Here is a 20,801-nt window from a genome sequence, read left to right on the forward strand (position 1 = left end):
TTCACCAGTCGAGAGGCTTCGCGGGCTTCCGCCGGTCCGGCCCCTGGATCTTGACCAGATGGGCAGACGCTTCGAGCCGGGACAGAAGCCGCTCCCCGAGGATGTCCACCACGCCCAGACCGGGGTGCTCAGGCGTCCTGCGGCTGCGCAGGTTCGTCGAGAAGGCTGTAGCGCGGCCGGCCGCCAGCCGGGAGTCGATCAGGTCGATGGTCTCCTTGCGGGCAAACTCGGTTGCGGTGATGTCCATCTCGCCGCACAGCTCGTCCAGAATGAGCAGATCGCAGGTGACGAACCTTTCCCGCACCTGGTGGGCGGTCAGGTTGTGCGGGGCAGAGTCCGGGCGACGCCACGTCAGGTAGGTGGCGTGCTTCACGAACCGCACGACCAGGCCCTGCTCCGATGCCTCGTTGCCGAGGGCGCACACCGCGGCAGTCTTCCCGCTGCCGATGTTCCCCGGGACAATCAGGTTCAAGACCTCCGGCCGCGCCCCACGCCTCTTGGCCTCGACGAGGGAGCTAAGCCAGTTCCGCAGGGTGTTCGGCTTCTGGCTCGGGTCCAGGTGCTCGAAGCGGAAGTGCAGGTACTCGTCGTGTGCTGCGTCCGTCATGCTGTTCCTCCACAAATTCCGGCGTGCGCGTGCCTGCGGAACGCTCACGTCCTCCCAAAGACCGTCTTCCGGCTCCGGCTGTGCGGGCACACCGAGCTTGGACATGTCCGCGCCGCCGCGCTCCAGCACGGCGAGTAGGTGTTCGCTGAGTGCGCCGAGGGCGTTCATCCCCCGCGCTGGAGCGGGGGCAGCGGGGGCGTCGGTGAGAGCCATCAGTGCACGCTCCTTACAGTCGTTCGATGACGCCGAAAACGGCGTCGTCAGCGTCGTCAGCGGGGGTGCTGGGTGGTGGCACGCTGGTGGCGCCGAAGATGTTCGGTGTGGCGCCGCCTTGGCCGCCCCACGTCGCGGCGTCGTTGTACGGGACGCGGCCGCCGGCGCCCTGGGGATGGATGTGGTTGGTGACGATGCCGAGTGCCTGCTGCCACTGCTGTGCGCTTGGCCAGTGCTTCGCGGCGCGGATGAGGGCCTTGCCGCATTGGTTCTTGGTGTAGCCCTTCTCCAGGGCGTTGCGGACCTGCTTGCGCATACCGAGGTATCCGCGCTTGTCCCCGACGTACGGGCCGAATCGCTGCTCCGAGTCCGTCCACCACCACTTGGCGACCTCTTCGGCGTCCGCGTCGAGGAGGGCCTTCTCCGCAGCCTTCTGGGCGGCCGAGTCTGCCGCGGCCTTCATCTCCTCCGGCGTCGACTCGTCGGACGCCGACTCGTCGGACGCCGGCTTCTTCGCCGCAGTCTTCTTCGCAGTGGTCTTCTTTACGGTGGCCTTCTTTGCGGCCGCGGGCTTCGGGTCCTGGGCGACGGGCGCCTCCGGCCCGTCGGCCTCGTGGCCCCCGGCAGGAAGCTCGTTGTCCTGGGCTGGCGCGTCGAACCCGTCACTGCCCAAGGTGCCGTCCGGGTAGTGCACGAGGAAGCTGCCGTCTTCTTGCTCGATGACGGGGATGTCCAGCTTCCCGCCGAAGGTGACGTAGTCCTTGGCCCACTGCTCCAAGCGGTATTCGGATATAGCGGTGCCCATGGCGTTCTGCCCGTTGCGGAAGCGGCGGCGCTCCAGCCGGTAGTAGCCGCGGCGGGCCAGCTCGTGCAGCACCTTGCGGACGGCGTCTCGCCCTTCGCGGCCTTTGCCCTTGGAGAGCTGTTCGGACTTGACCTGCCAGTCCTCCTTCTGGTCCAGGAGGTAGGTCAGCACGCCGAGGGCGCGGAAGCTCATCTCGTCGTCGCGGGCGGTCTGAGAGTCGACCTGGACGTAGTATCGGCGGTTGATCCGTACGCCGTTACTGCTGGTCAAACGGCTCATGCGGCGGCCTCGGATGCGTTGTCGCCAACAAGGCGGACGTACGTGTGCCACGTCTTGCGTCCGGTGTCGCCGACCTCGTAGCGCCGCTCGTGGTCAGTGATGCCTGCTTCGCGCAGTTCGGTCAGCGGCAGGCGGATCTGGTGGGAGGTCATCTCAAGCTGCTCGGCGACGGACGAGACAGGGACCCATCCGCGGTCCATCTCTGTGGCGAGTGCATAGAGGATGCGAAATGCGCGGTCGGAAACGGAAATGCTGCTGGCAAGTGCCGGAGCGTGCAGGTCAGTTGGCGTGGCCATCGGAAAATCCCTTGGGGCAGGGCCCGACCGCAGAGGGCCGGACCCGGGGCGGTCAGTGCTGGGCGTCCTCAGCGGTGGGCCGGGGTCCGGCCATCAGCTCCGGCGCTTCCGCCAGGAGGTGGTCCAGGGCCCCCTCCTGGTAGTGCCGCATCAGTCGCTTCCTACCGACGTCCTTCTGCTCCCATGTCCACGTCAGGCTTCCTGTGGGGTCGCCGCCCTTCTCGTACTTGAGCCCCGGGACGGCTTCACCCGTCCTGGTGTCGATGATCAGCCCCGTGTCCTCGTCGTACTCGGCGAACCTGAGCAGGGCCTCTTCCCACTTCGGGTTGCGGCGGATGATGACCTCAACGCCGCCGTGCTCGTCCGCGTACTCGTTGAGGGCCGCTTCGTTGTCGACGTCCACGACGACCTTGGGCTGCGCGATGTTCACCCTGTAGCGGCCGATCAGGTCGTCCCCGATCCGGACCACCAGCTCAGACTGGCCCGTCTCGTACGCCTTGAGGAGAGGAACCTTCGGCCCGTCGATCCGCGGCTTGATCTCCTTCTTCACCATCCGCTCGTCCAGCAGACGGGCGAGGGCGCCGACCAAGCCAATGTCGGAGAGAGGCAGTGCGGCCGGCTGATCGGCCTGAGATTCCTCGGCGACGTCGTTCGCCATGCGGTGATCCTTCCTTTCCCCAGACGCCAGAGCCCAGGGGGTTGGGACTGTCCCGGGCGGGGTGTCTCGGGGGCGTCGCATGGAGGTACGACAACCGCCGATTCTTGTTACACCTAGGCCCAGGTAGCTGGGTCGCTCCCCCAGCCGCACCAAACAGTACAGCAATGAGACTGTCGTGTGTAGAAGGCGACGCTAAACGCGCATCTCCTTAACTTCCCTCACGGCTCTGCCACTTCCGGCGACGTCACCGCGAATCGGTAGAGCCCCGGTGCTGCCCCATCCGGAACGAAGGCAGCACCGGCCCGACGACGGGCAGGGACCGGCCATGACGGCATGTCCCGCTTGCGAGGCGGGGCGCCGCGGTAGAAGTCCGCGGGCTCGCAGTCCCGGCCCGTCGTCGACACCGACCCATGGGAGAGGACCGCACCAGCCGTGACCGAGACGATCTCGAAGCCACCACGCTTCATCGCCTACGTGCCGCTCACCGACCTCACGCCGGCGCCCCGGAACCCCAAGCGACACGAGCTGGAACTCCTCATCGACGCCATCCGCATGCACGGCCTGGTTGAGGTCCCCGTCGCCGACGAGCGCACCCAATGCGTTCTCCACGGCCACGGTCGCCGGGAGGCCATGATCGAGATGCAGAACCGCGGTATGGCGCTCCCCGGCGGAGTCGTCCTCGACGAAGACGGCGGATGGCTCGTCCCCGTTCTGCGCGGCTGGGCGTCCAAATCCGATGCAGAAGCCGAGGCCCTGGCCATCAAGCTCAACCGACTACCGGCCGAAGGAGGTTGGGACCCACGCGAATTCGCCACAGTCCTTGAGGACCTGGCGACCGGCGACCCAGAGCTATTCGACAGCCTGGCAATCCCTCACGACGAAATCGACAGGCTCCTCGGCCAGGTCGACCCCGAGACCCTGCCCGGCGGCATCCGCGAGGACGAACCGCCCGCTCTCCACCTACCCACCGACGACGAACATGAAGACGGTCTCAGCCCCGACAACGAGGGCCGCTCCGCACACACGACCTGCCCCGCCTGCGGTCACCTGTTCAACACCGGCCGCTAAATCCGCCGCTGAGGTCTTCCCGTGTCCACCCGTCGCAAGTCTCGCCGGCCGACCCCCCGCCCCGGCCGCCCGAGCCTCCTCTCCGAAGAAGTCGAAGCGCGCCTCGTCGCGGCCTCACGCACGGGCGTCGCTGTCGAACTGGCCGCGGAGATGGCCGGTATCTCCCGCACCAGCTTCCTCCGGTGGATGGCCCGCGGCCGCGCCGAGACCGAAGCCCGCGAAGGGGGTGAGCCGCCCTCCAAGGAGGAGAGCGAATACGCCACCCTGTATGAGAAGGTCCGCACCGCACGCGCCACCGCGGCCGCGCGCGCCATGGCCAACATCCGCCGCACCGCGGACGGAGGGATCGTCACGAAGGTCACCACACGACGGTTCCGCGACTCCATCACTGGCGAGATCGTCGAGGAGACCGTCGAGGACCGCACCTCTCCGGACTGGCGCGCTGACGCGTGGTACCTGGAGCGCCAGCACCGCGAGCACTACGGCAAGGATGCGATCGTCGCGATCGAGATCACCGGCCTCGACGATGACAACAGCGCCCAGGACGACGCCCCAGTCGATCTGTCTGCGCTGGCCGAGCGCCTGGACCGCAGCCTGTTCGCGGTCGAGTACCCCCCGGAGCTCGAAGACAGCACTGTCATTGACGCCGAGGTCGTGGACTAGCGCGTCGTCCGTCTGGGCTACAGTCCCCGCGCATGGGCATCGCAGACACAAGCATCGCCGCGGCGTCAGCCGCTTTCAGCGGCTTCGCCGCCCTCGCCGCCTGGCGGACCTCGCGGGAGGCAAACCTGACCGCCGCGTCGGTCGCGCAGATAGAACGCGACCGCTGGCACAAGGAACTGACGCCACAGCTCCGCCTGAAGCTCGAGGCTGAGCAGGGCATGATGTACGCCCGCTTCGATGGCCCGGCCGCTCTCGGCCGGCTGAGTTTGCGACTCACTCTGCGGGACGACTTCGATCGTTCGCGGGTCACTCACCTCGCTGGCACGCCCACGCCGGAACAGCTCTCAGAAATCATCTGGGGCCCCTACCGATTCCGGCCCGGCATCGACCGCGCAGACCAACTCGGCCGCTCGGTCGACTCTTTCACTCTGGAAGCAGACGACCGGACCCGGCTGGCCGTCGACCCGTCCCTTAGACCGTCCTGGTTCGAGGGCTCGGACGGCGAGCAGCGTTGGCGTGACCAGTACCGCACCGCCCGCATCCGGCTCTGGGCCGACTGCGAGGCACCTGGTCACAAGCCCTGGCGGCTCAGCTTCGAGGTTGCACAGGACGGCAGTTGGGCACAGACCGGCCGCCTTGTCGGCAGCTGACCGCCACAACGCGACGTTAACCACTCCCGCCCTGCACCGTGCCCTCCACTGACCACCAGAGCGGAGGGCACCACCATGAAGATCATCTCTCGGGCCACCTGGGGCGCGAAGGCTTGGAACGGCACACCGGCCTCCATCCCCCTGGCCCGGCGCACCGAGTTCTTTGTCCACTACGACGGCGGGCATCCAGTCACCCGCACCGGCTACGCGATCATGCGCGCGATCGAAGCCGAGCACCTGGGCGAGGGCTGGTCCGGCGTCGGCTACAACTTCGTCATCGACCAGGCCGGCAACATCTACGAGGGCCGCGGCTGGAGCCTGCAGGGCGCCCACTGCCCCAATCACAACACCAGCGGCATCGGAGTCCAGATCGCCATCGGCGGCGACCAGGAGCCCAGCGCCAAGGCCCTGGCTGCGTGCCGCGCGCTGTACTCGGAGGCGTGCACGAAGACCGGCCGGACCCTGGCCAAGCGCGGCCACCGGGACGGGTTCGCGACGGCGTGCCCCGGCACAAAGCTCTACGGCTGGGTGAAGGCGGGCATGCCCGCCGGCGACTACGAGGAAGCCCAGGACCCGGGCGGCTCCAGCTCGGGCGGCTCCGGCACCGATCTGGCCCGCTATCAGGTCACCATCAGCGGCCTGCCGTATGGCTACGGCGCCAAGGGCGACCACATCACCAAGCTCGGCAAGGCCCTGATCAAGGCAGGGTTCGGCAAGCACTACACGTCCGGCCCAGGCCCCGTGTGGACGGATGTCGACACCCTGAACTACATCGACTTCCAGAAGTCGCTGGGCTATACCGGCGCGGCCGCGGACGGCGTCCCCGGCGAGAACTCCCTCAAGAAGCTCCTGGGCAGCCTCCCGAGAAGCGGCACGGTGAAGCCGACGCCGCCGTACCCGGGCAACGACAAGTTCGGCCCCGGCAAGAACAACGCCAGCGTCACCCTGCTCGGGCAGCAGCTCGTCCGGAAGGGATACGGCACGCACTACACGTCCGGCCCCGGCCCGAAGTGGGGCGAGGCGGACCGCAAGAACGTCGAGGAATTTCAGCGCGCCCAGGGCTGGACGGGCAGCGATGCCGACGGCCTGCCGGGTCCCGAGACCTGGAAGCGCCTGTTCGCCTGACCCCCCTGGCCGGCCCGCACCCGCGGGCCGGCACCGCCCCGAAAGGCTCTGCCCGTGGCAGGCGAGACCGTCATCACCATCGTCGGCAACCTGGTCGACGACCCCGAACTCCGCTTCACCCCCTCCGGCGCCGCAGTGGCCAAGTTCCGCGTCGCCTCGACACCCCGCACATACGACCGGCAGACCAACGAGTGGAAGGACGGCGAGAGCCTGTTCCTGATCTGCTCGGTGTGGCGGCAGTCGGCCGAGAACGTTGCCGAGTCCCTGACCCGGGGCATGCGCGTGATCGTTCAGGGCCGCCTCAAGCAGCGCTCGTACGAAGACCGCGAGAGCGTCAAGCGCACCGTGTTCGAGCTGGACGTTGAGGACGTAGGCGTGAGCCTGAAGAGCGCTACGGCAAAGGTCACCAAGAACGCCGCCCAGCGCACGTCCACCACAGCCGGGCGACCGATCACCGACGATCAATGGATCTCCACAGAACCGCCGTTCTAATCGGACCGGTCAACTGGTGAGGGCCCCGGCCGCATTACAGCCGGGGCCCTCACATTGATCGACCGACCAGTGGTAGATCAGGACGCAACGGTCCAAGCAGAGTCAAGGATCAGCAAGTCGCCGTCCTGCACCTCCGTCGCCAGCCCACTCGGTGTCGAGTGGTCTTCCGTCCGTTCTGCCCGAACCGGTTCCTCCCCACGAAGTCCTTCGGCCACGGGCGGAGAAGGGACGCTCTGCTCCGGTTCATCCGACGACTCCGACGGCGTCTGCTCCGACGGGGCAGCCGGCGTCACCTCCGCAGAGGGCTCACCCGCCTGTTCCGGTTGCTCCTCCTCGACCACTGGCAGGGGGGTGGACGGTTCTGGCGCTGGTGGCTCGACCGGGGCGCGTGCCGGCTCAGGTTGCTCAACCTGGGGGACCGAAGCGGTCGGTTCCGCCGAAAGATCTGGCACGGTCGTAGTCGGCTGCGTCCCGTCAGTGCTTGCGTTGGGCGCGGAAGGAGTGCCCCGGTCAACGATGGTCACCACCGAGGGGGCCGTCTCCTTGTGCTCGGGCGGAGTCACCACGGACGGCCGATCGACACCAGCGGCGATCGCCACGATGTCGTCGCCGCCCGTGTACCGCGGAGCCGTTGTTTGGACACCGAGCACTGCTTGTGCCGCCAGGAGAACGGACTCGTCGACCGGCGCGCTGCTCGGCGAGAACAGGATGGTCTCCACGTCCCGCTCGTCAAGCCCCAACGTACCCAGGGTGAGCGCAGCCAGGCGAGGCGGGAGCGGCGCCATCGAGCCCATTGGCGACATCGCCGACGGGCTGGCCGTCGACGCCCGAAGCAAGTCCATGTACTGCGACAACCTGCTCTTGTCCGTGCCCCAGAGCACGTACCGGCCCGATCGGGAGAGGTGGGGGTACAGCTCTGTCGTAGCGTCCTGACGGACCCAGGTCTCCGCATAATCCGCGTCTTCGAAGATCCTCAGCCCGATCTGCTCCGAACCGTACGAGAAGGTGAAGATCGTGCTGTCCGGCCCGGTGGCTGCCTTGCTCGACATCACCATGCCGTCCGCGTCGGTGCACTCCGCTTCGAGGTTGGCGATCGGCTCGCAGTCGATCTGCCCGGCCTCAGAGAAGTCAAGGAACCCGGGGCCGGCGAACGGCTTCGCTGCCGACCGCAGCGTCGGGGCGTCGGTGGAACTCGGTGACGGACTCGCGTCCGGTGCACTGGCTGAGATTCCTGCTGGACTGCCAGCGGTGACGTAGCCCAGCGCCCAACTCCCCGCGAGTGCCGGCGCCAGGGCAGCAGCGAGTACCCACTGCTTGGCACGACCGCGACGCCGCACGAGCTTCGGAGACTCGTCGGGAGTGGGGGTGATGTCCAGGGGTTGCACTGGCTCGGCCGGGCCCAGCAGCTCGTCGAAGTCCTTGAACTCCGAGTGTTCGCGCACCAGGCGCTCGACCTGCTCCAGTGGGAGATCCGGCATGGCAGAACGCACGTGCCGTACAGCCGAGTCGAAACTCTGAGGCTTCAGGAAGAGGTGGCGCTCGCCTCCGATGTTGACAAGTCCCAGGTCCGTTAGTTCGGCGTCTTCCTCGTCCTCTGGGACCAGAATGTGGATGTGGAGGGACCGCTGCGACTCGGTCACGGCTGCCTCCCGTTGTCAGGGCCGCCGGATATTGCGCTACTCAACTCTGGCGGTCTCTTTCCTTGCTGTTCAGGATGCGAGCAATGCGGGCCGCCATCTTGTCGGCACGCTCGGGCGTGATGTCCTCGATGTCGGTGAGGACAAGCTGGCTCCCGTCGGGCAGCTCTATCTCCTCACGATGGAGCTCCGGCTCGTCCAGGCCGTCTCCTGAGCCGGCGTCCTCCCGCGTCGGCTGTGGATTCTGGACGCGCGCGAACTCTCGGAGCATCGCTTCTCTGGTGGCGCGCACCCTTGAAGGGCTACGTCGGTTACCAGGCCGCAGGGCTCCAGCGGCAGCCAGGATCTGGCGGGTCTCCTCATCGTGAGGGATGGGCCCGCCATCCAGCGCCCGCTCCAAGCGCTCGCTCTGGTCAGCGCGTCGCGACATGCGCCTTCGCCTCTCGTGTCTCTACCCTTGTTCCGACAACACTCTTTTTGCCTCCGGCTGCCGTCAGCAGCTCTTCGATCAACTGGGAGGACGACTGCCCCTCCGGCATCACCTCGGCAAGTTTGCGCAGGGCCCGTACCGTGAGGGTACGCACGGCGCCGTCCGTCCTGCCCATGATCTGCGCAGTCTGCCCCGGGCTGAGACCGTCGAAGAAGCGCAGGACCAGTACCTCACGCTGCTCGGGACGCAGTTTGAGCATGCGGGCGGCAACGGCCTGCGCCAGCGCACGCCGTTCGGCGTGATCTTCCGGGCTCTGGTCGAAGCGCGGCCGGTCTAGCTCAAGGTGGTCGGCATACAGCACTTCCGAGGGGCGCCGCTGCACCGAGCGTAGGTAGTCGAGAGCGGTGTTCTTCGCGATGGTGCGCAGCCAGGCCAACAGGCTGGTACCTGAACGGTACTTCCCGATGTTCTGAGCGACCTTCAGCCACACCTCCTGGCACAGGTCTTCCGCGACATGCCCGTCCCGGATGTACCGCCTCACCCAGTGATACACGGTGTCATTGAGTTCGTCGTACAACGCCGCCATTGCGTCGGCCCCGTCTTCCCCGCCTGCTGCGGCGCGTGCGACCAGGGCCTCCAGAATATCCGTCACGGCAGGTTCCCCCCCAAACCGGTACTGCAGTTGTCAACAGCGCCAGACCCGGGCATACCTCCATGGTCTCCCCACCAACGGACGATCACCTTCCGATGCGGCGCTGAGGCAGCATAACCAATTTTTTACGGACCGCATCGAACAGCCCTGCGACGACTCGCCACGCCGGCCAGCCACAGGGTGCGGACACGCGCCGGCAGGGCAACCCAGTTGCCCAGAAGCGAGAACACGACCTAGTGGTTCCGTCGACGCCCCCTCACGAGCGCACCCAGGACCGCCGACGAGGTCGGCAACACCGAAGGGTCAGTCACCGCTCCCCCCACACCGACCGACGCCGACTCATCACCCCGGAACAACCTCACTGCCCGACCCACCCGTTGGTATCCGCCGCGTGTAACAGATTTCGGTGATCGACGTACTTACCGGTGCCGGGCCGAACGGAACCGGCTCCATCCGGCCGGATCAGTTCGCCGGGGGACACCTATGAGTGGACAGGGACGACTATGCCTCGCGGTGGTTCCAACGCATTGCTGAGTTTCGAGACGATTGCCGAAAGGATGGAAGTCACGAAGCGCACCGTGCTCGACAACTACAGGACCTGGAATATCCCCATCGTGCGCGTCAGCGATCGCATCCTTCGCGTGCGAGAGCGCGATTTCGAGGAATGGCTCGACGCACGCACCGAGTGAATTCTACATACCGATAAGGGGCACTGTAGCTGCGAATTGAAGACGCAGCGCCGCGCCTTTCACCCGCAGATGGTCGGCTTGACCAGTCATGGCTACGCCTACGTAGAGTCCAACTCCCCTGGCCAGGGATTTAGCTGACAACCAATCAACATCGTGAGGCGTCCCGTGGCACGCAAGCCCACTGTCTACAAGCGGTGCGACTGCCCCGACAAAGCCAAGCCCAAAAAGGGCGGATGCAAGCACCTTTGGAAGTACAACCTCACCACGAGCGAGGGAAACCGGACGCGCGCCTCGATCCCTGACTCCGTTGGCGCCACCCAGGCTCAGGCCCAATCCGTTCTGGATGGAATGGCTCCCGGCGCTACCCCTGAGCCCGTCGAAGTTAACCTCACCTTCCAGCAGTGGGCGGCTGACTGGCTCAGCAGGCGCCGGGTGAACGACTCCAGCCTGGAGAAGTATGAGATAGCCATCCGCCTGCACCTCAATCCACGTTGGGGCAGAAAACGCCTCAGAGCCATCGAAAAGGCCCAAGTCGAAGCGTGGGTGCAGGAGATCGAGGGCAACGAGAGCATCGCCAACTCGACTGGAGATGGTCACTGGAAAGTCTTCCAGATGGTCATGAAGGACGCCCTCCAGAACGGGAAGATCGACCGCAACCCGACCTACGAGGTCGACGGGCCCTACGTAGGCGATTCACCCTCGTACGTCTTCAGCCCGGATGAGTACTGGGCGATCTACGACACGTTCCCTGAGCGCTACCGGCTCATCCCCATGTTCGGCTTCGCTTGTGGCACCCGGCAGGCGGAGGCGTTCGGCGTCTGCGACGACGTGATCGACTCAAGTCGAAGCCTGCTGACCGTGCGCCGGCAGGTACTCAAGACCAAGGAGACCAGCTACAAGCGACTCCTGATAGACCGCCTGAAGACAAGCCCGCGCCTCAGCTCGAAGGACGTCCCGATGCCTTCGTACCTCGTCGAGGCCGTAGAAGAGTACGTGGCGCGCTTCCCGCCGCGGGCCACGGAGACCGTGTTGTGGCAGCACCGGAAGAAGATCGCAGCCTGTAAGCGCGGCTCGGCCCAAGCGCTCTTCTGGACGCCACGCGGCAACCTGCTGGACCGCAGCTACTTCAACGATGACCTGTGGAAGCCCGCACTTCTGAAGCTGGGCATCAAGGACGAGGACGGGAACCTGCCGACGTTCCACGACCTCCGCCATACCTTCATCTCCACGAGCCTCCAGAACGGCATACCGGAACACACCGTTGCCGCGTGGGTGGGCGACTCCGTCGAAGAGCTTCGGCGCACCTACAGTCACCTCCTGAAGAACCACGCCGACACGCACGGGGCGGTGGTCGCCGGCCTGACAGGGCGACCGAAAGGCTCCGTCGTGCGCGCCGCGGCGTGATCACCCCGCTCCGCCCTCGCTGCCCCTCATAGGGACAGCGAGGTCCAAAGGCGAACGCCAGCGGGGCTGAAGCCGGCAACCGGCCTCAGCCCCGCTGTTGCTGTTCTCGGCCTCTTGTTCCGCCCCCTCGCACCGCGTCCACCGTTGCCTTCGCTCAGGGCTGGCGCCCCGACAGCGTCGCCAGCCCTGACGATCAGATGAGAAGTGCTCCGCCAACGAGCAGAGCTATCGGAGAGGTACAAGCCGGAAGCCGCCGCACTGCGCGCTTGGGCGTCCCGGCGGCGTCACCCGGATGCCCAGGCTGGAGACCGGATGCACCTGGTCGGGCCCCGGCGCGCGCGGTCTCCGGCCCCTGTGCGTGGCTACCTTGGTGGCTACTTTGGTGGCTACGTAAGTAGCCGCGTGGTCCGGTTTGGACCGGGTTGAAGCGGGGCCTGTCCCAGCCTCCGATTCACCGAAAAAGGGCCCCTGACCAGCAATTTCACTGGTCAGGGGCCCCTACGGCAGGACGAGTCGGCCTGTACGCCGGGTTCTGTCGCCCCCGGTCCTTGCGGGCCGGGGGGAGACGGCCATCCATCTAGGGCTGCCGTTGCCGGCAGCCTCGTGCGGTCTACCCGCGGACTCGGGCGGGCAGCCCTCGATCGTCCGCGCAGAGGCATCAGCCGATGCCTCCTCTTGACCTTGCTCCAGGTGGGGTTTACCTAGCCCTCCGAGTCACCTCGGAGGCTGGTGGTCTCTTACACCACCGTTTCACCCTTACCGGAGGCCGAAGCCTCCGGCGGTCTGCTTTCTGTGGCACTGTCCCGCGGGTCACCCCGGGTGGGCGTTACCCACCACCTTGCCCTGTGGAGCCCGGACGTTCCTCGGGGGGATCAGTGATCCCCACGCGGCCGTCCGGCCGGCTCGTCCGCCGTGGTGGCCATGTTACCCGTAAGGGGCGACGGCCCTCGCCGGGCCGCCTCGTTCCCCGTCGGGCCCAGCGCTTGACCTTGTCGCAACGGCAACGTTTGTACTGGGCGCATGAGAATCGGAGAGCTCGCAGATCTGATCGGCGTCAGCACCCGCGCCGTACGCCACTACCACCACCTCGGCCTGCTGCCCGAGCCGGAACGCCGCGCCAACGGCTACCGGGAGTACGGGCTGCGGGACGCGGTCGCGCTCGCCCGGGTACGCCGGCTGACGGAGTTGGGGCTGGGGCTGGACGAGGTGCGGGACATCCTCGCCGACGACGCGGGGCGTGCGCTGCACGAGGTACTGGGCGAGCTGGACGCGGATCTGGCCCGCCAGGAGGAGGAGATCCGGTCGCGGCGGGCCCGGCTGGCCGCGGTGCAGCGGCAGGCGGACGCGCACGGCGGGCTGCCCGCGGAGGGGCCGGTGTCGGACGAACTGGCGGCGCTCTTCGCGGAGATGGCCCGTGCCTCCGCCGCGCACCCGGGGCCGGAGCCCGCGATGGCGGCGAAGGAACGGGAGGTGCTGGCGCTGCTCGAATCGATGGGCGGGGAGGAAGGGAACAAGCGGATGGTGGAGCTGCTCGGGGAGGCGGTCGCGGCCCCCGGGGCGATGCAGCAGATGTACGAGGTGTACGGACTGCTCGACGGGCTGGTGGCGGCCCCGGCGGACGATCCGCGGGTGGAACGGGCCGCGCGGGCGCTCGCCGACTGCATTCCGGAGGCGGTGGTCGCCGAGGTCGGCACGGAGCGCTGGGAGCAGGTGGCCGGGGTGGGCGCGGAGGTCGGCGATGGCTTCCTGACGGCGTACTACGCGCACTTCGCGCCCGCGCAGGCCCAGGCCGTACGCCGGGCGATCCAGCTGGTCGCGGAGCGTGCGCGGTGAGCCGGGCGACCGCGCTGCGCCGGCTGGCCGCCCACGAGGCACGGTGGCTGATCAGCCTGGGCTGGTGGGTGGCGCGGCGGCGGATCGGGGTGGCGCCGGGCGAGCGGGCCCTGGGGTATGCGGGGGCGCAGGCGGCGTTCGTGTACGGGCTGACGTTCGTGTGTGTGGTGGAGACGGTCGGGGTCGGCGTGCTGCTGGCGGACCGTCCGGCGGCGCACGCGGTGATGCTGGTCCTCGACCTCTACACGGTGCTGGTGATACTGGGTCTCCAGGCGGCGGCGGTCACCCGTCCGCATGTGCTGGGGGCGGACACCTTGTGGCTACGGGCCGGTGCGCGCCGGGACATCCGGATCCCGCTGGAGTTGATCGCCTCAGTGCGCCACGACCTCCGTTTCGTCAGAGAGCCGGAGAAGGACGGCAACGAGGTGGTGGAGCTGGCGGTCGGCGATCAGACCTCGGTCACCGTCGAGCTGTCCGAACCGGTCGTGGCCGTCGGCATGCTGGGGCGGCGGGAGACGGTGCGTACGGTGCGGTTCCATGCCGATGACGCGCGGGCGGCGGTGGCGGCGCTGCGGGCGCAACTGGCGGTGGTGAACGCGGGGGCGGCGGCGGAGGCGGGAGAGGGTACGGCGCCGGAGACGGGAGGGGATAGGGCGCCGGAGATCGGCGGGGCCGCGGTCAGGCAGGGGTGAAGCGGACGGGGTGGTGGCCCGGTTCGGCTTCGGCGAGGCGCACCGGGATGCGGTGGCCCAGGGGCAGGGCGGGGCCTTCCGGGGCGGTTTCGACGGTGCCGATGACGGCCGGGTCGTAGAGGTGGACCGTGCCGTGGGTGGGGTCCTTCTCCTGGATGTCGACGACCAGCGCCTCGAAGATCTCGCCGACCCGGTCCCGGAGCAGCGCCGCCTCCACGAGGTCGACGCAGGACCGCTCCACCTGGTTGGCGCGCCGGGCGCCGGTCTCCATCTCACGGGGCAGGGCGGACAGCGCGCTGCGGACCCAGCCGGGCGGTTCGACGCCGGCCGAAGCGGCCAGGCACAGCTCGGAGGTGTAGCGGTCGGCCAGCCGCCGCAGCGGCGCGGTGGCATGCGCGTACGGGGCGGCGACCGCGGCATGCAGCGCCTCGGAGGCTCGGGGCGCGGTGCCGTCGAAGGTGGTGTAGCCGGCGCCGCGCAGCAGGGCGGTGCACTCCTGCAGGAACGCGGCATGGGCGGGGCGCCGCGGGTCGAGGGTGCGGATCAGCGCCGCGTAGGAGGTGTGGTGCGGCCAGTCGACGCCGAGCGCGCGGGCGGTCAGGCGGAGCCGGGCGACCGAGCCGTCAGGGGCGGTGGGCAGCGTACGCAGGATGCCGGTGCCGGAGGCCAGCATCAGCTCTGCCGCGGCCATGCCGGTGAGCAGGGATATCTGTGCGTTCCAGCCGTAGGCCGGGAGCGGGGCGCGGTATTCGAGGGTGTAGCAGCCGTCGCGCTCGACGATCTCCTGCTCGGGGACGTTGAGGGAGATCGCGCCTCGGGCGACCTCCAGTTCCTCCCGCAGCAGGCCGATCTCGCGGAGCAGGGCGAGCGGCTCCTCGGCCGTCCGGTCGTCGAGGATCCGCTGGACGCCGGCGTAGTCCAGCCGGGCGCGGGAGCGGACCAGGGCGCGGCGTACGGACGCGGCGGTCGGGGAACCGTCCGCGTCGAGGTCGAGCTGCCACAGGACGGCCGGGCGGTCCCGGTCGGGCAGCAGGCTGGCGGCGCCCTCGCTCAGCACATGGGGGTGCAGCGGGACCCGCTCGTCGGGGAAGTAGAGGGTCATCACCCGGTGGTGCGCCTCGGCGTCCAGAGCGCCGCCGGGTGTCACGAAGGAGGCGACATCGGCGATGGCGTAGTGGACGCGATAGCCGCCGCCGGGGCGCCGGGACAGGAACATGGCCTGGTCGAGGTCGAGGGAACCGGGCGGGTCGAGGGTGAAGAGGGGGAGGTCGGTGGCGTCCTCCAGGGCGTGCTCGGTCGCCACCGCGCCATCGGCGGCCGGGATCCGCGGGGCGCGGGCGGCGCTCTCCGCCTCGGCCTGTGCCGTGGGCGGGAAGTGGTCCGGGGTCTCCAGCTTTCCGCGCAGCTCCTGCAGCGCGACCCGCAGCGGGGCCTCGGCTGCGTCGGTCACATGCATATGGAGACGGGGCATGCAATCGAGCGTATGGCGGGCGGCCGCTCCCGGCGCGGCGTGCGGGTGCCGGCCCGGGTGACGTGCAGGTGCCGACCGCGGTACCGACCCTGGTGCCGGCCCGGGTGACGTGCGGGTGCCGGCCCGGGTCGGCCGGCGCCTCACGGTTCTCGGCCCGCCCGTCGCAGGCCATACGCTGTGCCGGGGCCGCACCCCGCCGTACCGCCGTACCGCCGTGAGGGAGAAACACCGTGCTCGTGCTGTTGCCGCCGTCCGAAGGGAAGGCCGCGGGAGCGGCCGGGGCGCCGCTGGACGCCGGTGCGCTGTCGCTGCCGGGGCTGGCCGCCTCGCGCGCGGCGGTGCTGGAGGAGCTGGTCGAGCTGTGCACGGCGGACGAGGCCAAGGCCCAGGAGGTGCTCGGGCTCAGTGAGGGCCTCAAGGGCGAGATCGCCAAGAACGCGGGGCTGCGGACGGCAGGGACGCGGCCGGCCGGGGAGATCTACACCGGGGTTCTCTATGACGCGCTCGGTCTGGCGTCCCTGGACGCGGCGGCGCGGAAGCGGGCCGAGCGGTCCCTGCTGGTGTTCTCGGGGTTGTGGGGCGCCGTACGGATCGGCGACCGGATTCCGTCCTACCGCTGCTCGATGGGTGTGAAGCTGCCGGGGCTGGGCGCGCTGGGCGCGTACTGGCGGGCGCCGATGGCCGAGGTGATGCCCGGGGTCGCCGGGGAGGGGCTGGTCCTCGATCTGCGCTCGGCGGCGTATGCGACGGCCTGGAAACCCAAGGGCGAGGTGGCCGGGCGGACCGCGACGGTGCGGGTGCTGCAGTCGAAGCTCGTGGCCGGTGTGGAGAAGCGGACGGTGGTCAGCCACTTCAACAAGGCGACCAAGGGACGGCTGGTGCGGGATCTGCTGTCGGCGGGCCTGGCTCCGGCGGGTCCGGCGGAGCTGGTGGAGGCGCTGCGGGGGCTGGGGTATGCGGTGGAGGCGGAGCCTCCGGTGAGGGCCGGCAAGGCGTGGGCCGTCGATGTGATCGTGACGGAGCTGTAGGGCGGGGCGAGGCGGGGCGGGTAAGGGCGGGGCGGGTAAAGGCGGGTCGAGGCGGGCGAGCAGGCGGCGGATGGGCCGTAGGGCCGCCCAGCGGGGTGTGCGGTTGCAGCATGCGCAACGATCGTTGCGGAGAGTGGGTGGCGGGCGCAGTATGGGCGGCGTGACTCGCGCCGCCTCCTCCCCCGCGCCCGCCTCCCCCAAGCTCTCCACCCCTCCCCCGTCCGAGCTGGCAACGGGGGGACCGGCCTCCTCGGTCCTCGGGCTCGCTCCCGTCATCCCGGTCGTCGTGCTGGACGATGCGGCCGATGCCGTACCGCTCGCCCGGGCACTCGTCGCGGGCGGGCTGCCCGCGATCGAGGTGACCCTGCGGACGCCCGCCGCGCTGGACGCGATCCGGGCCGTCGCCGCCGAGGTCCCGGAGGCGGTGATCGGCGCGGGCACCCTGCTCACCCCCGGCCAGATCGAGGCGGCCCTGACGGCCGGCTCCCGCTTTCTGGTCAGCCCCGGCTGGTCGCCGCGGCTGCTGGGCGCGATGCAGGACTCCGGGGTGCCGTTCCTGCCGGGGGTCTCCACGGCCTCGGAGGTGGTGGCGCTGCTGGAGGAGGGCATCACCGAGATGAAGTTCTTCCCTGCCGAGGCGGCGGGCGGCACCGCCTATCTCGCCGCACTGGCCGCGCCGCTGCCGCGGGCCCGCTTCTGTCCGACCGGGGGCATCGGCCTGGCGTCGGCGCCGTCGTATCTGGCGCTGCCGAACGTCGGCTGCGTCGGCGGCACCTGGATGCTGCCGGCCGAGGCGCTGGCCACGAAGGACTGGGACCGGGTGCGCCGACTCGCCCAGGAGGCGGCGGCGTTGGCGGCCTGAGGCCGTTTCGCACGACGGGCCCGGCACCTCGCGGCCTGCGAGGCGCCGGGCCCTGTGGCGTACGGAGCGGCGGACCCGGCGTACGACGCGTACGACGCGCGCACGGGGACACCGAGTTCCGCGCACGCGCCGGGGCCGGGTAAGGGGACGTGCGGGGACGGGGACGGGGGCGGCAGGCCCTACCGCAGATGCGAGGTGTCGTTCAGCAGCCGCAGCGAGGCGTTGCCGTCGGCGTAGTACGCGACGACCGAGAGCGACGCCGCGGAGAGCTCCATCCGGAACAGCGATTCCGGCGGGGCGCCCAGCGCCAGCCGGACCAGCGTCTTGACGGGGGTGACATGCGTGACCACGAGGACGGTCCTGCCCGCGTACCGGGCGAGGAGCTTGTCGCGGGCGACGGCGACCCGGCGGGCGACCGTCGCGAAGGACTCGCCGCCTCCGGTGGGCGCCACCTTGGCCGAGCCGAGCCAGGCGTCGAGGTCATCGGGGTGGCGCTCACGCACCTCGGCGAACGTCAGCCCCTCCCACGCCCCGAAGTCGGTCTCGCGCAGGCCGTCCTCGATACGGACCTCCAGGCCGAGCCGGTCCGCGACCGCACCTGCGGTCTCCCGGCAGCGCCGCAGCGGTGAGCTGACGACGGCCTGGATCGTGCCACGGGCGGCGAGCGCGGCGGCGGTCGCCTCGGCCTGGCGGCGCCCGGCGGCGGAGAGTGCGGGGTCGGTGCCGCCGCTGCCGGAGAACCGCTTCTCGGGTGTCAGCGGGGTCTCGCCGTGCCGCAGCAGGACGAAGGTCGCGGGCGGACCGAGGTCGGGAGAGCCCCAGCCGACCGACGGGGCAGCGGAGGAGGCGGAGTCCTCCGCCGTCGCCACCGCCTCGTCGGCGGCCCGGGCGGCGGCGCTGCGGGCGGGCGCGGCCGCCGGGGCCGCCGGGGCCGCCGGGGCTGCCGGGGCTGCCGCCGAGGCGGTGGCGAGCGCCGCCTTGGAGTTGCCCGGCTCCCACTGCCTGCCGAGCTTGCCGGCGTCCATCGCCTCGTTGGCGAGCCGGTCCGCGTGCTTGTTCTGCGCGCGGGGGATCCACTCGTAGGTGACCTGGTCGGGCGGGAAGATCGAACCGGCCTCGGCGGCCAGCGGCTTCATGTCCGGGTGCTTGATCTTCCAGCGTCCCGACATCTGCTCGACGACGAGCTTGGAATCCATCCGCACCCGGACGCGGGCCTGCGGGTCGAGCGCATACGCCGCCCGCAGACCGGCCACCAGGCCCTTGTACTCGGCGACGTTGTTGGTGGCGGTGCCGATGAACTCGGCGGCCTCGGCCAGCGCCTCGCCCGACTCCGGGTCGAGGACGACCGCGCCGTAGCCGGCCGGCCCCGGGTTGCCCCGGGAGCCGCCGTCCGCCTCGACGACCAGCGCGCGCGACACGGCCTACAGACCCGAGTCGGGCGTACGGACCAGGATGCGGGTGCAGTTCTCGCAGCGCAGCACCGCATCGGCGGCGGCCGCGCGGACATCGTTGACCTCGGTGATGTTCAGCTCCAGCCGGCAGCCCTCGCAGCGGCGCTGGAAGAGGCGGGCCGCGCCGACGCCGCCCTCCTTCGCGCGGATCTTGTCGTAGAGCTTCAGCAGATCGGCCGGGATGTCGGCGACGGTCAGCTCGCGCTCCTTGGCGACCGTGCCACGCTCGGCGTCGATCTCGGCGTAGGCGGCGTCCCGGCGGGCGGCGGCGTCATCGACCTTGGCCTGGATGGCGTCGACCCGGCCGGTCAGCTCGGTCACCCGCTCCTGGGCGCTCTCGCGGCGCTCCATGACCTCCAGGACGACGTCCTCCAGGTCACCCTGGCGCTTGGCCAGCGAGGTCAGTTCGCGCTGGAGGTTCTCCAGGTCCTTGGGGGAGGTGACGGCACCGGAGTCCAGGCGCTTCTGGTCGCGGGCGGCGCGCTGGCGCACCTGGTCCACGTCCTGCTCGGCCTTGGTCTGCTCGCGGCTGGTGTCGCTCTCCTCGGTCTGCGCGGCGACGAGCAGGTCGCGCTGCTGGATGAGGTCGGCCTCCAGGGTCTGCAGCTCGGCCAGCTCGGGAAGGTTGTTGCCCCGGTGGGCGAGCTGGGTGAGCCTCACGTCCAGGGCCTGGACGTCGAGGAGGCGGATCTGGTCGGCGGGCGCGGCGTTCAGCGTGGGGCTCCTGTGGTGTGGGTCGGGGCGAAGAAGGGGGTGGACGCCGCGTGGGCGGTCCAGGGGTCGGTGACCGTACGGGAGACATGCGTACGCAGTCCCCAGTCGTGCCGGTCGGAGACCGCGTCGAGCTGGGCCGCGGCCTGCTCGCACCACGGCCATTCGGTGGCCCAGTGGGCGGCGTCGAGCAGCGCCAGCGGGCTGTTCCGTGCGGTCTGGGTGGCCTCGGAGGCCGGGTGGTGGCGCAGGTCGGCGGTGAGGAACGCCTCCACACCGGCCGCCCGTACGTCATCGAAGAGGCTGTCGCCGGAGCCGCCGGAAACGGCGAGGGTCCGGATCTCGCGGTCCGGGTCGCCGGCCGCCCGGATGCCCTGGGCGGTGGCGGGCAGCCGGTCCGCGGCGTATGCCGCGAGGTCGGCCAGCGTCATCGGATGCGGCAGCTCGCAGATCCGGCCGAGGCCCCGGCGGCCGGCCGGATCGCTCGGGTCCGGTACCAGCGGGCCGAGGATACGCAGGTCCAGCGCGCCGGCCAGGGCGTCGGAGACACCGGGGTCGGCGGTGTCGGCATTGGTGTGCGCGACATGCAGGGCGATGTCGTGCTTGATGAGCGTGTGCACGACCTTGCCTTTGAAGGTCGAGGCCGCGACCGTCGTCGTCCCGCGCAGATAGAGCGGGTGGTGGGTGACGAGGAGGTCGGCGCCGAGCTTCACCGCCTCGTCGACGATCTCCTGGACCGGGTCGACGGCGAACAGCACCCGGCGGACCTCGGCGCCGGGATCTCCGCAGACCGTGCCGACGGCGTCCCACCCTTCGGCCCGCTCGGGGGGCCAGAGGGCGTCGAGCGCGGTGAGGACTTCAGACAGTACGGGCACGGGTGGAAGGTTACCTCCCAGCTGTGACATGGCGCGGGGCCCTGGGGTCGTCTCCCCGCCCCCTGCCCCTCCGCCGCCCGGCCCATGCCGGAAATCCGAACCGGCCCATGTGGGAAATCCGAACCGGCTGATGCCGGAAATCCAAAGCACAACCACCCCGTCGGGAACCGGCGGACCGGACAATCGCCACCCTTATGCGTGAAGTGTGGC

Annotated in this window: 21 protein-coding genes, 1 other RNA gene and 1 pseudogene; 11 read left to right on the plus strand and 12 right to left on the minus strand. The window is 69.8% G+C overall.

Annotated features, from left to right (window positions below):
- Nucleotide 1: 1 nt before the first annotated feature.
- From ACF088_RS30785 to ACF088_RS30800, 4 genes are read right to left on the minus strand one after another with little or no spacing between them, the layout of a single operon-like run.
- The gene (locus ACF088_RS30785; protein ID WP_392379155.1) at nucleotides 2–820 is read right to left on the minus strand and encodes an ATP-binding protein; all 819 of its coding nucleotides are present in this window, start codon (nucleotides 818–820) and stop codon (nucleotides 2–4) included.
- Nucleotides 821–833: 13 nt separating this feature from the next.
- Complete coding sequence (locus ACF088_RS30790) at nucleotides 834–1,904, minus strand: hypothetical protein (RefSeq protein ID WP_392379156.1); 1,071 nt, start codon at nucleotides 1,902–1,904, stop codon at nucleotides 834–836.
- Entirely contained in the window at nucleotides 1,901–2,200 is a 300-nt protein-coding gene (locus ACF088_RS30795) for a hypothetical protein (RefSeq protein WP_392379157.1), read from the minus strand. Before ACF088_RS30795 ends, ACF088_RS30790 begins: the two co-directional genes overlap by 4 nt.
- Nucleotides 2,201–2,252: 52 nt before the next feature.
- Complete coding sequence (locus tag ACF088_RS30800; protein ID WP_392379158.1) at nucleotides 2,253–2,858, minus strand: hypothetical protein; 606 nt, start codon at nucleotides 2,856–2,858, stop codon at nucleotides 2,253–2,255.
- 432 nt (nucleotides 2,859–3,290) lie between these two features.
- On the opposite strand from ACF088_RS30800, the gene ACF088_RS30805 reads away from it, so the two are divergent.
- From ACF088_RS30805 to ACF088_RS30825, 5 genes and pseudogenes are all read left to right on the plus strand, one after another.
- Nucleotides 3,291–3,926 carry a hypothetical protein gene (locus ACF088_RS30805; protein WP_392379159.1) on the plus strand — a complete coding sequence of 212 codons (636 nt, stop codon included), beginning with the start codon at nucleotides 3,291–3,293 and terminating at the stop codon, nucleotides 3,924–3,926.
- A 21-nt stretch (nucleotides 3,927–3,947) separates the two neighbouring features.
- Entirely contained in the window at nucleotides 3,948–4,589 is a 642-nt protein-coding gene (locus ACF088_RS30810) for a hypothetical protein (protein WP_392379160.1), read from the plus strand.
- Between the two features lie 32 nt (nucleotides 4,590–4,621).
- Nucleotides 4,622–5,239, plus strand: coding sequence for a hypothetical protein (locus tag ACF088_RS30815; RefSeq protein ID WP_392379161.1), 618 nt, complete (start codon nucleotides 4,622–4,624; stop codon nucleotides 5,237–5,239).
- Nucleotides 5,240–5,314: 75 nt separating this feature from the next.
- Nucleotides 5,315–6,364, plus strand: a complete 1,050-nt coding sequence (locus ACF088_RS30820) for a peptidoglycan-binding protein (protein WP_392379162.1) — start codon at nucleotides 5,315–5,317, stop codon at nucleotides 6,362–6,364.
- Between the two features lie 54 nt (nucleotides 6,365–6,418).
- Nucleotides 6,419–6,787, plus strand: a pseudogene (locus ACF088_RS30825) (single-stranded DNA-binding protein); the annotation flags it as partial.
- Nucleotides 6,788–6,933: 146 nt separating this feature from the next.
- Here the strand turns inward: ACF088_RS30825 and ACF088_RS30830 are convergent.
- The 3 genes from ACF088_RS30830 to ACF088_RS30840 form a co-directional block, all read right to left on the minus strand.
- Entirely contained in the window at nucleotides 6,934–8,496 is a 1,563-nt protein-coding gene (locus tag ACF088_RS30830) for a hypothetical protein (protein WP_392379163.1), read from the minus strand.
- A gap of 40 nt (nucleotides 8,497–8,536) precedes the next feature.
- Entirely contained in the window at nucleotides 8,537–8,785 is a 249-nt protein-coding gene (locus ACF088_RS30835; RefSeq protein WP_392379164.1) for a hypothetical protein, read from the minus strand.
- A gap of 121 nt (nucleotides 8,786–8,906) precedes the next feature.
- The gene (locus tag ACF088_RS30840) at nucleotides 8,907–9,575 is read right to left on the minus strand and encodes an RNA polymerase sigma factor (RefSeq protein WP_392379165.1); all 669 of its coding nucleotides are present in this window, start codon (nucleotides 9,573–9,575) and stop codon (nucleotides 8,907–8,909) included.
- Between the two features lie 557 nt (nucleotides 9,576–10,132).
- Here ACF088_RS30840 and ACF088_RS30845 point away from each other — a divergent pair.
- Together ACF088_RS30845 and ACF088_RS30850 are read left to right on the plus strand one after the other, a co-directional pair.
- Nucleotides 10,133–10,264 (plus strand): hypothetical protein, encoded by a 132-nt coding sequence (locus ACF088_RS30845; protein WP_392379166.1) that lies wholly within the window; start codon nucleotides 10,133–10,135, stop codon nucleotides 10,262–10,264.
- A gap of 165 nt (nucleotides 10,265–10,429) precedes the next feature.
- On the plus strand, nucleotides 10,430–11,668 hold the full coding sequence (locus tag ACF088_RS30850; RefSeq protein WP_392379167.1) for a tyrosine-type recombinase/integrase: 1,239 nt from the start codon (nucleotides 10,430–10,432) through the stop codon (nucleotides 11,666–11,668).
- Between the two features lie 505 nt (nucleotides 11,669–12,173).
- Here ACF088_RS30850 and rnpB read toward each other — a convergent pair.
- Nucleotides 12,174–12,574: RNase P RNA component class A (gene rnpB, locus ACF088_RS30855), an RNA gene on the minus strand.
- A gap of 114 nt (nucleotides 12,575–12,688) precedes the next feature.
- Here rnpB and ACF088_RS30860 point away from each other — a divergent pair.
- Together ACF088_RS30860 and ACF088_RS30865 are read left to right on the plus strand one after the other, a co-directional pair.
- Nucleotides 12,689–13,501, plus strand: coding sequence for a MerR family transcriptional regulator (locus ACF088_RS30860; RefSeq protein ID WP_392379168.1), 813 nt, complete (start codon nucleotides 12,689–12,691; stop codon nucleotides 13,499–13,501).
- Nucleotides 13,498–14,193, plus strand: coding sequence for a hypothetical protein (locus tag ACF088_RS30865; RefSeq protein ID WP_392379169.1), 696 nt, complete (start codon nucleotides 13,498–13,500; stop codon nucleotides 14,191–14,193). The genes ACF088_RS30860 and ACF088_RS30865 overlap by 4 nt, the downstream gene beginning before the upstream one ends.
- On the opposite strand, the gene ACF088_RS30870 is transcribed toward ACF088_RS30865, so the two are convergent.
- Nucleotides 14,180–15,664 (minus strand): RNB domain-containing ribonuclease, encoded by a 1,485-nt coding sequence (locus ACF088_RS30870; RefSeq protein ID WP_392379170.1) that lies wholly within the window; start codon nucleotides 15,662–15,664, stop codon nucleotides 14,180–14,182. The genes ACF088_RS30865 and ACF088_RS30870 overlap by 14 nt on opposite strands.
- 230 nt (nucleotides 15,665–15,894) lie before the next feature.
- Here ACF088_RS30870 and yaaA point away from each other — a divergent pair, with 230 nt between their 5' ends.
- Complete coding sequence (gene yaaA / locus ACF088_RS30875; protein ID WP_392379171.1) at nucleotides 15,895–16,692, plus strand: peroxide stress protein YaaA; 798 nt, start codon at nucleotides 15,895–15,897, stop codon at nucleotides 16,690–16,692.
- Between the two features lie 151 nt (nucleotides 16,693–16,843).
- Nucleotides 16,844–17,554 (plus strand): bifunctional 4-hydroxy-2-oxoglutarate aldolase/2-dehydro-3-deoxy-phosphogluconate aldolase, encoded by a 711-nt coding sequence (eda, locus tag ACF088_RS30880; protein WP_392379172.1) that lies wholly within the window; start codon nucleotides 16,844–16,846, stop codon nucleotides 17,552–17,554.
- A gap of 179 nt (nucleotides 17,555–17,733) precedes the next feature.
- Here eda and ACF088_RS30885 read toward each other — a convergent pair whose 3' ends face one another.
- The 3 genes from ACF088_RS30885 to ACF088_RS30895 are packed head-to-tail and all read right to left on the minus strand — an operon-like array spanning nucleotide 17,734 to nucleotide 20,591.
- Nucleotides 17,734–18,972: a bifunctional RNase H/acid phosphatase gene (locus tag ACF088_RS30885; protein WP_392379173.1), complete on the minus strand. Its 1,239-nt coding sequence runs from the start codon at nucleotides 18,970–18,972 to the stop codon at nucleotides 17,734–17,736.
- A gap of 3 nt (nucleotides 18,973–18,975) precedes the next feature.
- Entirely contained in the window at nucleotides 18,976–19,719 is a 744-nt protein-coding gene (locus tag ACF088_RS30890) for a zinc ribbon domain-containing protein (RefSeq protein ID WP_392379188.1), read from the minus strand.
- Nucleotides 19,716–20,591, minus strand: coding sequence for a Nif3-like dinuclear metal center hexameric protein (locus tag ACF088_RS30895; RefSeq protein ID WP_392379174.1), 876 nt, complete (start codon nucleotides 20,589–20,591; stop codon nucleotides 19,716–19,718). Before ACF088_RS30895 ends, ACF088_RS30890 begins: the two co-directional genes overlap by 4 nt.
- Nucleotides 20,592–20,801: the final 210 nt, after the last annotated feature.

The sequence above is a fragment of the Streptomyces sp. NPDC015125 genome (genome assembly GCF_043080045.1).
GTDB lineage: Bacteria > Actinomycetota > Actinomycetes > Streptomycetales > Streptomycetaceae > Streptomyces.